This is a genomic window from Vulcanisaeta souniana JCM 11219, from assembly GCF_026000775.1.
Classification (GTDB): Archaea; Thermoproteota; Thermoprotei; order Thermoproteales; family Thermocladiaceae; genus Vulcanisaeta; species Vulcanisaeta souniana.
Window position 1 is genome coordinate 207,632 of record NZ_AP026830.1, and the last position, 12,673, is coordinate 220,304.

11 protein-coding genes are annotated in these 12,673 nt (G+C 43.6%); 8 read left to right on the forward strand and 3 right to left on the reverse strand.

Annotated elements, in window-relative coordinates; genetic code table 11:
* Nucleotides 1-29: 29 nt before the first annotated feature.
* On the reverse strand, nucleotides 30-1,403 hold the full coding sequence (gene cca, locus Vsou_RS01080; protein WP_188603582.1) for a CCA tRNA nucleotidyltransferase: 1,374 nt from the start codon (nucleotides 1,401-1,403) through the stop codon (nucleotides 30-32).
* Between the two features lie 46 nt (nucleotides 1,404-1,449).
* Entirely contained in the window at nucleotides 1,450-2,847 is a 1,398-nt protein-coding gene (locus Vsou_RS01085) for a hypothetical protein (RefSeq protein WP_188603583.1), read from the reverse strand.
* Nucleotides 2,848-3,182: 335 nt separating this feature from the next.
* Between Vsou_RS01085 and Vsou_RS01090 the strand changes: the two genes are divergently transcribed.
* The 7 genes from Vsou_RS01090 (at nucleotide 3,183) to Vsou_RS01120 (ending at nucleotide 10,238) form a co-directional block, all read left to right on the forward strand.
* Nucleotides 3,183-4,301, forward strand: a complete 1,119-nt coding sequence (locus tag Vsou_RS01090) for a nucleotidyltransferase family protein (protein WP_188603584.1) — start codon at nucleotides 3,183-3,185, stop codon at nucleotides 4,299-4,301.
* A 37-nt stretch (nucleotides 4,302-4,338) separates the two neighbouring features.
* Nucleotides 4,339-4,821: a 30S ribosomal protein S13 gene (locus Vsou_RS01095; protein ID WP_188603585.1), complete on the forward strand. Its 483-nt coding sequence runs from the start codon at nucleotides 4,339-4,341 to the stop codon at nucleotides 4,819-4,821.
* 217 nt (nucleotides 4,822-5,038) lie between these two features.
* A complete protein-coding gene (locus Vsou_RS01100; RefSeq protein WP_188603586.1) occupies nucleotides 5,039-5,533 on the forward strand; it encodes a GNAT family N-acetyltransferase in 495 nt (164 codons plus the stop codon).
* Between the two features lie 22 nt (nucleotides 5,534-5,555).
* The gene (locus Vsou_RS01105) at nucleotides 5,556-6,242 is read left to right on the forward strand and encodes a ribosome biogenesis protein (RefSeq protein WP_188603587.1); all 687 of its coding nucleotides are present in this window, start codon (nucleotides 5,556-5,558) and stop codon (nucleotides 6,240-6,242) included.
* A 48-nt stretch (nucleotides 6,243-6,290) separates the two neighbouring features.
* Nucleotides 6,291-8,126 (forward strand): glutamine--fructose-6-phosphate transaminase (isomerizing), encoded by a 1,836-nt coding sequence (gene glmS, locus Vsou_RS01110; RefSeq protein ID WP_188603588.1) that lies wholly within the window; start codon nucleotides 6,291-6,293, stop codon nucleotides 8,124-8,126.
* Between the two features lie 5 nt (nucleotides 8,127-8,131).
* The gene (locus Vsou_RS01115; protein WP_188603589.1) at nucleotides 8,132-9,319 is read left to right on the forward strand and encodes a nucleotidyltransferase family protein; all 1,188 of its coding nucleotides are present in this window, start codon (nucleotides 8,132-8,134) and stop codon (nucleotides 9,317-9,319) included.
* 7 nt (nucleotides 9,320-9,326) lie between these two features.
* The gene (locus Vsou_RS01120) at nucleotides 9,327-10,238 is read left to right on the forward strand and encodes a hypothetical protein (protein WP_188603590.1); all 912 of its coding nucleotides are present in this window, start codon (nucleotides 9,327-9,329) and stop codon (nucleotides 10,236-10,238) included.
* A gap of 44 nt (nucleotides 10,239-10,282) precedes the next feature.
* On the opposite strand, the gene Vsou_RS01125 is transcribed toward Vsou_RS01120, so the two are convergent.
* On the reverse strand, nucleotides 10,283-11,188 hold the full coding sequence (locus tag Vsou_RS01125; protein WP_188603591.1) for a DNA polymerase sliding clamp: 906 nt from the start codon (nucleotides 11,186-11,188) through the stop codon (nucleotides 10,283-10,285).
* 118 nt (nucleotides 11,189-11,306) lie between these two features.
* Here Vsou_RS01125 and Vsou_RS01130 point away from each other — a divergent pair, with 118 nt between their 5' ends.
* Nucleotides 11,307-12,575, forward strand: coding sequence for a TiaS agmantine-binding domain-containing protein (locus Vsou_RS01130; protein ID WP_188603592.1), 1,269 nt, complete (start codon nucleotides 11,307-11,309; stop codon nucleotides 12,573-12,575).
* Nucleotides 12,576-12,673: the final 98 nt, after the last annotated feature.

Below are 12,673 nucleotides of genomic sequence, written 5' to 3' on the forward strand. Positions count from 1 at the left end.
TATCGCTTATAAAACCTGGAACTGACAAATTACGTTAACCACCAGGGTCTTGACCAGAGAAACTCCTTAACGATGGCCCTCTCACTTTGGTGAAAAACCTCTATATCATTAATTGACTTAACCTTAATGTATTCAGAGCGGGCCAGTGTATTTCCCAGGTGTTTAAGTGATACGGTGGATATTATATGCCTAGTGGCATCAATAACGTCGGGAAACCTCCTATTCCTCACTATGAACCAGCGTGTCCCCCTTATAAATGGACCCACTACATCCTGCCTATTAACGTACTTCCTTATGAAACTATCTGCCGCATCTGAATCAACAGGTGGGCCTTCATGCAGTTCATACCTAGGGAGTTCGAGTTCCTCGAATATCATCATCAGTAGAATTATTGATTTATCGTCACTCCATGCCATTGATCGAACAACCTTAAAACCAAGTTTCCTTAGGTTCCTCACTAATAATGCCATTAATCTAGTAACTTCACCCCATACTATGTCTGGGGAAACACCCTCTGGATATGGGGCCCTAATCACCATGGTTGGTAATACCAACTTTAGCTCCATTTCAACGTATTGAGTTCTTGCGAAGAACTTAATACTTGGGTTTCTAAGGAATTCCCGCGAGGCCGCTATGGCCGTGGCCAACGTATCCCTATTTATTGACGCCGCTGCATTGCGACTTGGGTCAACTGGGTCTATTATAATGACTGGCGACTTGAACTTCTTCACGGCATCCTTCTCATTATAGGTATTAGTCATGTCTATGAAGACGTACCTAGTTGACCAATTACTAATGGCCTTTATTGCATTTAGGAAGGAGCCGTAATGTATTATCAAGAGCTCGCTTACATAGCCGCTGAAGCCCCGTACCTTAATCTCCGCACCATAAATATTCACTGACTTTAGGAACGCCTTCAATAACCTAACATCGATTGTTCTTTGCATGAGTTTGGTTTTTACGAAATCCGTGTGTAATGGTGTTCTGTCGGCTGCTGTGAATGGGCGCTCACCTGGACTAATGCGTATGCATGGCACTACATCAACCTCGAAATCATTAATTATCAATTGAATGTAAGGATGCTGGGCATACTTAATACTCCAACTAAGTCTGTATTCAACAGCCACATCTATTAAGTCATTAATTATATCACCACTCCTAATCTTATCTATGTAGTCCCTAGGCAGAATAATGAATATATCTATATCCCTATCACCGGGTAGCCAGGTATCCTTCGCCACAGAGCCCTGTATCGCCACGGTAAAATCCCTGTAACCACGTTTCAATAAACCATCAGTGACTAACTTAACCACGGTATTTGCAGTATTAATCACTCTATTCCTTTCCTCGAGGCTTGGTGTGACGATGCCCACTGCCTCCTTAATAACCTCCTCAATATCCACGAATTGCTAGCAAAAGGGATACTAAAAATTACTTTCACTAACGACATCATGCAAGAATATAACTAAGTTTATCCCTGATCTTCAGCAGTAGATTCCTTACTTCGCTAAGGAATTCATCATCTATAATGAAGCCCTGCAATTCATTCATAATCTCATCAACGCTCATATTCATGGGGTTCAAACCAAGACCTGCAAGATAAGCAAGTATTTCAAGTGCAGAGTCTTCGCTTAGTCCTTCCTCCTTAACCACATCCATGATCACCTTACCAACAACGTACAGCTTAAGGGTACTGATATCAGTATTAAGTGCGCTGGCGATGTTTTCATAGTTACCCCTACGAAATTCCTCAACGAAGGCGTGGAAGTCACCATACCTGTCCTTAATGATATTATCGAAATACTTGCTCACAGCCTTAACGTACTTTGAGTATACCCTAACTGCATCATCAATTTCATTAATGCCGTCTATGGCACCCCTGTAGGACATTACGGCGCCCTCCGTTGTCAATTCATCAATTAAGCCCTCGTTTATCAACTCAAGGAATTTATCGCCAGCCTCCTCATAAGTCTTCCAGTCACCCTCCTCAATGGCCTTACATAGTAGGTAGAAGGCTGAGCATAGATCGCCCTTTATCTTCACGGCACTCCAGTACTCCTCACTCAAGTCTCCAACGTTGATTGAAGCATTGCGGCATACATCGTAGTACTGCATCGCCCTGGCAATATCACCGTGGGTGAAGTAATAATTGGCTAAAACCTCGGATGAATCCATCATACTGAGGATCTCATTAGCCCTAGCCTCTCTAACGCCTACAGCTTCCCTGAAGTTTACCACAGACGATGCATATAGCTTAGAGGCGTCCTCAACCATGTTCTTCTCAATATCATGCTTACCCTCATCATGGAGCCTCGATGCCTTTACCCTAAGGTCCTCAGCCCTGGTTATCTTTGACATGGCTTCCATAAACCGAGCCCTTCCGACATCACCAATACCCTCATATATTGCAGATGCTGCGCTGAACCTGGTGATGGCATTATCATAGGCAGCTATTGAGTATAGAGCTACCCCAAGTACCTCGTTTATTTTTGCCCCTAATTCACTGTTTATATTGATGTTTATGTTCTCATCAACCGCCATTATGCCAGCCTCCAGCTCCATGCTTATGAACAACTGAATTAATTCAGGAACACCGGCTAAATCCATGGACCTAAGGACCTTGATGACCCCCTCCTTAATACTTGCACTGTCCAGGTCCTTAATAAACGAGAAATCATTAACGGCAATCGTGCAATTACCATCCCTACAAGATACCAAGTCCCCAAAGGCGCTATTACTAACTAGGTCCCTAGGCACGGACCCCCTCAACAATTGCATAATTACTGACGCCACGGAATTCGCAATACACTCATGGTCCCAATGACACAGGTCAGGAATATTAACCATACAACTCCTACCATGAAGCAAACCTAGTTATTTAATTCCTTACCGCTTCTTGCCTACAGTTTTCTGCATGTAGTTCATTACGTCTTCCCTGATTTCCTACCCACCGAGGAGAGGCCACGGGAAACTAGGGTGATTGAGAGACACATGAATTTAGGTTCTATTAAGTTTTGAATATCTGATTGTAAGAATTATTGAAAAACTACGGATGCCTTAAAAGATTCAGCTCAAGGCTGAGATGTCATCTAACCCTAGGAAATGCGTTATTCGCAGTACACGGTACAAGGCAATCCATGATGCGTTAAATTAAAATAATTCATGACTTATTACTTAAGTATATGAAGAGTTATGACGTGGTGATACTAGCTGGTGGATTAGCAACCAGGCTTAGACCCCTTAGTTATTCGCGCCCGAAACCGCTCCTCCCCGTCCTCGATAAGGAAATCATTGACTGGATCATGGAGTCCATAACAAGGATACCACTGAATAGAGTCTTCATATCAATAAGGTACATGGGTGACTTAATTAAGGAGCACATGGAAAACACATGGGCGGAGTTTAAGGATAGGCTCGTATTCGTAACGGAGAGCAAGCCGTTGGGTGACGCAGGTCCAATACCATTGATCGACGAGAAGTACGAACTATCGGACACGTTTCTCGTGGTTTACGGCGACATCTTTAGTGACATAAGTACGGTCGAACTCATAAACTTTCATGAGAAGGCAGGCGGCCTCGCAACAGTAACCCTCACTAAGGTCGATGATGTGTCAAGGTATGGTGTCGCTCAATTAGACGAAAATAATAGAATAATAAATTTCATAGAGAAGCCTAAGCAGTACGTAGGTTCTAACCTAATTAACGCTGGTTTTTACGTATTCACCAAGGAGACCATTAAATTAATGCCAAGAAACCCAGAGGGACAGATTAAACTAGCTACGGATGTAATACCTAGGTTATTAGGGACGGGTAGTGTGTATGGGTATATACACAATGGGCTTTGGTTTGATATAGGGACGCCCGAGGATTATCTAAGGGCGAATTTTAGGGTCCTAGCCAATAGGTGCTCAGGTACTAATAATCATTGTATAAACACCGACCTGCACCCCACGGTGACAATACAACCACCAGTTTATCTGGGGCCGAACGTGGTGGTTGGGAACAATACCGAGCTCGGCCCTAACGTAATAGTGCATAAAAACACCAAAATAGGTAGCACAACTAAGATACTGAATTCGTTGATTTTTAATGGTTCATCACTATGCGATGGATCATACATATCGGGCGCAATTATAGGTAGTAATACGTACATCGGCAAGTGGGTGAGGATTGAGGATGGCTCTGTGATTGGCGATGGAGTTTACGTGAAGGACTATGTATTCATAGCAAAAAACGCAAAGATTGGCCCGTATAGGGAAATAATGGAGTCGATTTATAAGGACAACGAGATCATACTCTAAATTAAAATTTAAATACCCGCACAAAGCATGATCCTGAATGTCCCAGGAAATCAAGCAGATAGTAAGGATTGGCGATACTGACTTGGATGGGTTTAAGCCGGTGGTTTATGCATTAACTAAGATTAGGGGCATTGGCGTAACCACAGCATATGCCATATGCAGATACCTGGGTGTAAATCCGTTAATTAGACTCGGGCAACTTGATGACGAGACAATTAGAAAGCTTGACTGGGCTGTGAGGAATCTATATCAATTTGCACCAGGTTGGTTTGTGAATAGACCCAAGGACCCAGAAACCGGGCGTAATATGCATCTTCTAGGCGCTGACCTGGTATTGGCCGCTAGGAGGGACGTGGATTTAATGAAAAAACTGAGAAGCTGGAAGGGCATTAGGCATAACCTAGGGCTTAAGGTTAGGGGCCAAAGAACCAGGACAACAGGTAGGTTGGGCCTAACGGTGGGTGTATCAAAGGGAAAGACAGCCGGCGGAGCCGGTGGCGCTGGAGGAGGAAAGCAGTAGTTACCTGCCTATTTTTCAAGTAATTATCCGGTTCAATAATACAATATTCAACGTTAGTTACTTATATATTATTTTTCTGTACTCAATTCTATTGCATGTAATGCTGTTCATGCAGAATCAACATTATGCTTTTGTAGACGGTACTTCTACTAGCCACATTTTACACCCGAAGAGAAAGTAATTTAAATCATCAGATAGCGATCATACTCGGTCCAAAATGAGCATCGCAAAATCATTAACTAAACTCGAATTCAGGGAACTAAAGAATAACGAAAGTAAATTAGTAATCGAGCTCTACAACTCATTAAGCAACGAGAGCATTTACCATAGATTTAGGGGCTTCTTCAGGGACTTCGAGAGGTATATAACGTCTATATTTTCTGACCCACGTAATGTCATTTATGGAGCATTCATAAACAATGAATTGGTCGGCGTCTTGGAGGCCGTTTATTTAAGTGATGGCTGTTACGAAATTGCCATTGTTGTTAAGGATAATTACCAGGGTAAGGGCATCGGCACAAGACTCATTGCATTCGCAATGAGTGATCTAAAGAGAAGGGGCGCTAAAACGCTGGTGGCGCACACTACACCCGATAATTACAGGATACTGGCTATATCCAGGAAATTCCATGGTACTGTAAAGTGCATGTACGAGGAGTGCACCACCGTATTTAATTTACAAAGCATAAATGTTGATCAACTCTTAAATTAAGGGAAAGACACCTTAGTGACCTGTGAAGGAATTAGTAATTTTGCTGGCTGAGTCTGCGCTTGAGACAATCCCTAGGGAGTTATTGAATGATCCAGTGATCATTAACGATGCAAGAAAAAGGCGGGAAAACCCCAGGTATTTAATCCTTGATAGGGCCAGGCACCACAGAGCAATGCTTGGTTTACCTAGAGCCGAGAAACGTGGAAGACCGGATATCGTGCACCAAGCACTGTTATTAATCCAGGGCAGTATTCTTGCGTATAATAAATTGGTAAAGACGTATATTCATACTACGAATAACCTAGTGATTTATGTTGATCCGGAAACCCGCGTACCAAGAAACTACAATAACTTCATTGGCTTAATGAGCCAATTGTTTAGGGAGGGTAAGGTCCCACCTATGGGTAAGCCCCTCTTTAGCATCGTGGGTGGCATTAACCATGCATTTAATGCTGAGTTGCCTGATCGAAAGATACTGCTTGATGATGTTAGAGGGAGGGAGATACCTATGTCGGTTTTCATAGATTATGTCCTGAGTTTGAAAAAGCCCCTGGTTATGATTGGTGCCTTTCCCAGAGGTTCATTTGAGGAAAGTACCTATTCCCTGGCAGATGATGTTTTTAGGATCAGTAGGTACGTAATGGACACCGCAACAATCCTGTGTAGATTATTAAGTGCGTTAGAGATGAGGCTAGGACTCCTTGCCTAGCACTCTAAATATTTATTAATTCTTTAGTGGATTATATTTTGCCTATTTATGTGCGGTATTATTGGTATTACGTCATTGCCAAACAACCTCAGGGAACCTATTGGTAAAGTCGTTAGAAGATGCCTCGAGAGACTTGAGTATAGGGGCTACGATTCAGTCGGCATTGCCGTGATTAAGAATAACTACATAGAAGTTAGGAAAGGCAAGGGTAAGATTTCAGAGGTAAATAGTAGGTTGAACTTTGATGGCGTTGATGGCACAACAGCCATGGGGCACACTAGGTGGGCAACCCACGGCAAGCCAAGTGATGATAATTCCCATCCTCATACTGATTGTTCGGGCACGGTAGCCGTGATCCATAACGGCATAATTTCAAACTTCCTGGAGCTTAAGGAAGAGCTCATTAAGAAGGGCCACGTATTTAAGAGCGAGACCGACACTGAAATTGTCGCCCATTTGATTGAGGAATATCTCAAGCTTGGTTATAGACCATTCGATGCCTTTAAGGCGGCTCTATCAAAATTGAGAGGCGCCTATGCATTTGTTGTGGCAATAGCCCAGGAACCCAATAGGCTTTACTTCGCAAGAAATACATCGCCTCTCGTGATTGGCATTGGTAACGGCACTAACTTCGTTGCCAGCGATATACCAGCCTTCCTGGAGTACACAAATACCGTTATAGTGCTTAGGGATGGGGAGTATGGATATATTGAGCCAGGTAAGGTGTATATTGAGAGAAACGGTGTTCCTATAAACATTGAGGAGAGAATTAGGTTAATTAGTTGGACTCCCGAGATGGCTAGCAAGGAGGGCTACCCGCATTTTATGCTGAAGGAGATCCATGAACAACCCCTAGCTATTAATTCAACCCTGGCCGGCATTGAAGAGGGGGCATTCAATAAGGTGGTGAATGCAATCCTGGATTCCAGGAAAATACTCATAATTGGCGCAGGTACTTCATACCACGCTGGGCTTGTTGGTGATTATTTGCTTACCTCAATGCTTGGTTTAGATACTCACACGTTAATATCCTCTGAATATAGGAAGTACCTGAACGCAGTTAATGATGGTGATACGGTAATAGCCATAAGTCAGTCGGGGGAGACCATAGATACATTGGTCGCTGTTAGGGCATTCAAGGAGAGAGGCGCCAAAATAATTGCTATTTCCAATGTAATTGATAGTGCAATACCCAGGGAATCCAATTATGTTTTGTATACCAGGGCAGGCCCTGAAATTGGTGTGGCGGCTACGAAGACCTTCACAACCCAATTAACAGTGTTAACAATACTCGCCCTTAAGATCGGGGTAGCAACAGGCAAGTTAACAACGAATGAGTATAGGAGTGCCATGGATATGATCGGTAAAATACCTGGACTGCTACAGAACGTTATCACTAAGACTGAGGGTAAAGTGAAGGCGCTAAGTGAACACATGAGCAAAAAGCAAAGCGCTTATTATCTGGGTAGGGGCATTGGTGTACCACTGAGCATGGAGGGTGCCCTGAAGTTGAAGGAGATAGCCTATATACATGCTGAGGCTTATCCTGCCGGTGAGAGCAAGCATGGCCCCATTGCATTGGTCGAAGAGAATTACCCCGTTGTCTTTTCTATTCTGGATGATGATAACGCGGATGCCATGCTCGGTAACGTCATGGAGATGAAGGCTAGGGACGCCTACATAATAGGGCTTGTTCCTGATAAGTACGTGGGCAAGTTCAGGGAATTACTGAATGTTACCCTGGAGATGCCTAGTATTGACTATAGGGTGGCTCCAGTAATATACATAGTGCCCATGCAATTGCTTGCCTATTACACAGCAGTGGCTCGGGGGTATGACCCAGATAAACCAAGGAATTTAGCCAAGACAGTGACAGTGGAGTGATTGGTATGGCATATTCCAGGGAGGTCATTGGGGTTGTTCTGGGCGGTGGTAGGGGAACTAACATGGAACCATTAACGCCTTACCTTGAGAAACCACTAATAATGGTATTGGGAAAACCACTCATTTACTATCCCGTAAGAAACCTGGCATGGCTGGGGTTAAGGAACATCTATATAATATCCAGAAACCCATTGAGGATCAGTAATGAATTAGGGCATTACTTCGATAAGGTTTCCCTGGAGAGTATTGGACAGAGGGGTGATGATATTAATAGCGCCCTGAAGATGGTTAATGAAATCACGAGTAAAGGTACCACCATAATATCCTTTGGAGACGTGGTACTGCCGCAAGAAGCCTATGAACTAGCACTAAACAGCCATGTGAACTCGGGGAAGCCAGTAACGGTATTAATGACCCCACTATCTGACTTACAGGGCTATTTCGAGGTTCAGATAAATGATGACGTCCTAATAAACAAGGTCTCAGAACACAGGGCAGGTTATGCATGGACAGGGGTTCTTATCGCCGAAAAGGAGTTTCTGACCTTATTGAGCGAGTTTAATGGCGACATTAACGAGACTCTGAAAAGATTTAAGGGCAACGTCAATACTGCGCTTTGGAGCGGCTGGTTTGTTGACGTTAGTTACCCATGGGATTTACTGAGCACAATAAGGTACCTAGTTAGTGACTTAAGAGAGACCAGGATTAGTAAGGATGCCGATGTTTCACCAAGGGCAATTATAGAGGGCCCCGTAATAATTGATGAGGGCGCCAGGATAGATCATGGTGCAATAATTCGAGGGCCTGTGTATATAGGGAGGAATGCATATATTGGCAATAACTCAATAATCAGGAATAATACGTCACTTGAGGGCGAGGCGGTGATTGGGGCTGATGCCGAAATAACAGAGTCATTGATTGGATATAGGGCTACGGTGGGTAGAGGCTCGTTCATAGGCAGTTCAGTAATTGGTGATGAGAGCACCGTGGAGCCTGGCGTTGTGACACTGAATGTACTGCCAAGTGGCATCGAGGTTTCGCATCTGTCACCCGTCATTGTTAAAGGGAAGCAGTTGGCTAAGTTAGGCGCCATAGTTGGTCCTAAGGCTAGGATAGGGGCCAATACCGTGATATATCCAGGAACCATAATCGAACATAGTAAATACATACAACCACTATCAATATTAAAATGACTAGCCCATGACGCGCATCGAAATATTCACCTCAAGGAGGGACTACACCCTAAGCCTAGGCGAGGGCATTGATGTAAGGCCTCAGTGTAACCTTGCTTCATGGTTATGGAGCGCCTATGAACTACTTGGTATTGAAGTTAGGGATTGCACCGATAATGATCCATTAATTAGGTATTTAAGTATCCATAAGCAGTTACGGGAAGAAAGAGGCGTAGGAACGGCCATGAAATTGAAGAACGAGTTAATGAAAATCAGAAAAGAATTAAGAGATAAATGCCCTGATCAATTATTATGCCTTGCAAATAGGTTGTATGAGTATAATAAAGCTGTTAATACCTTATATGGTTACTATCTGAGGATCCGTGAATTAAACCCAGAGGATTTATCGAAGTTATCCATAGCCTTTAATAGATATAACATGCCCATGCTAAGCCTTAGGGTGTTTGATGGATTATTACACTCATCATCAAATAACGAGCTGAAGCACCTAACATTCCTATCATTATTTGATCCAGTCATGTGGCCTCTCCATGTTACTATGGATGTGAAGATCCTGCAGCACCTTAACTGGGTTCTTATGTACCTCGGTAATCACTATGTGATCCTCATAATGAGCCTGAATCGCGCGTATGTAATCAGTGACTTGAATATTAATATTAATGGCGGCAGGATAGTGCTTAGGGGTAATCGTGCAGTTAGGAAGATCATGAATACCCACATATCTACTCAAATAGAATCTGTGAATAATCATGGAGTTTTGTTCATGGGTAACTGGAGCGATGATGCCGTTTATTTCGACCTTGACCTTAAACCCAGGGAGGGCTCGATAAAGGGCCTTTCGCTGGATGCAAATATTTCCCAGTTAATACCCATAATCGTACCACCACATGATTACTTATCAATTAAATACAGTATATGATACTGTCTCTGAAGAATTGAGCTTATTTTGGTCTGTTTTTGAAATCATGCCACCCTTGGCGCTAGGTAGAATTGTATTGACCCTATCGCAAAATCCATGGTTAACCTCAGGGGCTTATTATTATCAAATTCTATGGTGACGGTCTCACTTATTTGTCTCATGGGTCTAATGAAGTCAAGTAGTAATTCCACGGAATACGTCGCATCGTGGGTGCCCTGTACTGTGAATTCGTAAAATACCTCATCACTGCTTGTGTATGTTGTTTCTATTTCTTTTCCACCCTCACCCTCAGCGATTATTGAGAACGAATCCTCCTTAGCAATGAACTTCACTGAATCGGAGATCTCGCTTGCTGAACTCACCACATCCAGGAATGCGCCCATGTCCATCTTAATTCTAACGGAGTACTCAAGCTTGGGCTCGGGAACCTCCTCCTCGGCTATGTTAATTATTGGAAGCCCAAACCTCCTGTAGAAGCCTCCTTCCCTGCCCTTCTTCGTGTATATTGTTATGAAGAACCTATTCCTGGCAGTATCAACGCCAAGCTCAACCTTCTCCCTAGCCTTAACCCTTTTTAGGATCTTCTTAACTATGTCAAAGCTAATCCCTACCTTTAGTTCCTTGGTCACGTTATACTCCTCAAGCCCCGAACCAGGTATGTCGAGTATTACTAAGGAAACCTTACTTGGGTCTATGGACTTCATCTTAATACCCTCAGTATCAATAACTAGGTTAGACTCCTGGAGCAAATTAGCCAGGGCAGTAAATACATACCTGAATTCCCTACCCTTTGGGAACATTATCCTGTAATACTCCGCCGTTTCAACAACACCACCTGCACCGCCCTCCTCCACCTCGCCGGTTTCCCCACCTATCTCCTCTGTTTCTATTCCCTCGGCCTCCTCGTTCTCCTCAGGCTCCTCTCTCTCGGGTTCTTCATTCTCAACCATAATTAAATAAAGTAACTGCGTTTTTAATTTAAAAGGCTTTTATTGCCTAATACCAGGATAATCCTACTAACCACAAGGCAAAAATATTACTCGCCCAATAAACCATCGCCTATACGCAATGCCTTACCTACTGCTTGGTATAGATGATACTGATTGGGAGGGTGGTGGATGTACAACGTACGTAATGTACTCATTCATAAAGTACCTAGACAAGGAAAACCACGTTGATAGTATAGTTGGGCTACCTCGTCTCACTAGGTTGAATCCTTATGTACCATTCAAGACAAGGGGCAATGCGTCACTCTCAGTGATCATCAGGGTTAGTTCAGAGGATGAAGCCAGGGATCATGTTGAACTCATGGAATCACTGATTGATCAATTAACAAGGAAGGAAGGTAAGACAAGCCCTGGTATTGCCTATATGGTAATAGATCATGCAGCCGATATCAACGGAAAGCTGGTCTGGTTCTACGGTAAAAGCGTTAGAGACGTAGTCACCATAGACCTTGCACACAGGGTGGCCAATAGCGTGGGAGCAAAATTAAGAGGCGGTAGGGGAGTCATCGGGGCATTGGCATCGCTTGGTTTCATGCCAAGGGACGCCACGTACGAGTTCATAGCCTACAGATCTGAAGGTAGCGAGAGACCACCGATTGACGTGAGAGACATTAGACTTTGGAATGACACAACAAAACCCTTTACATTCCTAAACCTAGACGGGGAACAAGTACTCATAGAGCCCCACGGCCCCGACCCAGTGCTCTTTGGCATCAGGGGTGATTCACCTTATCACGTGCTTGCTATGGGTAATTACCTCGCCAGTAAATACGGTGCTATTGGATGGATAATATACATGACTAATCAGGGCACTGATGAACATAGGTCTCGCATAAACGAGGGTATTCCTTACATGAACGTGAACTTTATTAGCACGGTAATCAATGAATCCTTTGATGAGAGAGGCCATGCCCACCTAGTACTCAGTAATAGCCAGGAGATCATTGCATATAGGCACTTGGGAATATCCAGGAACTTATCAGGTTGCATTGGATGCTTGGTCCATGCCTGGGGTGGAGTTAAGCCCAATGATAAGCTTAACCTCTACATTGAGGGCATGAGGACACTTCATGACAGGTATGTAAAGGTTAAAAACCCAAGATGCCCCGTATGTGGCGGCCCCATGGAGTCCATAGGCAGGGCTGGCTTATTAAGATGCAAACGATGTGGCTTTAAAGACAAATTACCCAGGATTATTATGCCTAGGAACAGGTGGTTACTGATTAATCCGAGGATGAGCGAGTATAGGCATTTGATGAAGCCCCAGGAACGCATTGGCCTTGAGGGGCTTGCACTCTATATACCTAGGCCATTTCTATGGGTTTATTGATTACTATAAAGAAAGGTTTTTAACTAATTTAATTACGACAGACAAGAAAGGCCTATGAACGTAGAGGAAGTTATTGAGTCTAGGGTCATAAATTCCCT

Bases quoted from the DNA above. Each gene is read 5' to 3' on its own strand.
- Vsou_RS01095 (WP_188603585.1), top strand. From the start codon at position 4,339: ATGTCCCAGGAAATCAAGCAGATAGTAAGGATTGGCGATACTGACTTG.
- Vsou_RS01100 (WP_188603586.1), top strand. From the start codon at position 5,039: ATGAGCATCGCAAAATCATTAACTAAACTCGAATTCAGGGAACTAAAG.
- Vsou_RS01085 (WP_188603583.1), bottom strand. From the start codon at position 2,847: ATGGTTAATATTCCTGACCTGTGTCATTGGGACCATGAGTGTATTGCG.
- Vsou_RS01120 (WP_188603590.1), top strand. From the start codon at position 9,327: ATGACGCGCATCGAAATATTCACCTCAAGGAGGGACTACACCCTAAGC.
- Vsou_RS01115 (WP_188603589.1), top strand. From the start codon at position 8,132: ATGGCATATTCCAGGGAGGTCATTGGGGTTGTTCTGGGCGGTGGTAGG.
- Vsou_RS01090 (WP_188603584.1), top strand. From the start codon at position 3,183: ATGAAGAGTTATGACGTGGTGATACTAGCTGGTGGATTAGCAACCAGG.
- glmS (WP_188603588.1), top strand. From the start codon at position 6,291: ATGTGCGGTATTATTGGTATTACGTCATTGCCAAACAACCTCAGGGAA.
- Vsou_RS01130 (WP_188603592.1), top strand. From the start codon at position 11,307: ATGCCTTACCTACTGCTTGGTATAGATGATACTGATTGGGAGGGTGGT.
- Vsou_RS01125 (WP_188603591.1), bottom strand. From the start codon at position 11,188: ATGGTTGAGAATGAAGAACCCGAGAGAGAGGAGCCTGAGGAGAACGAG.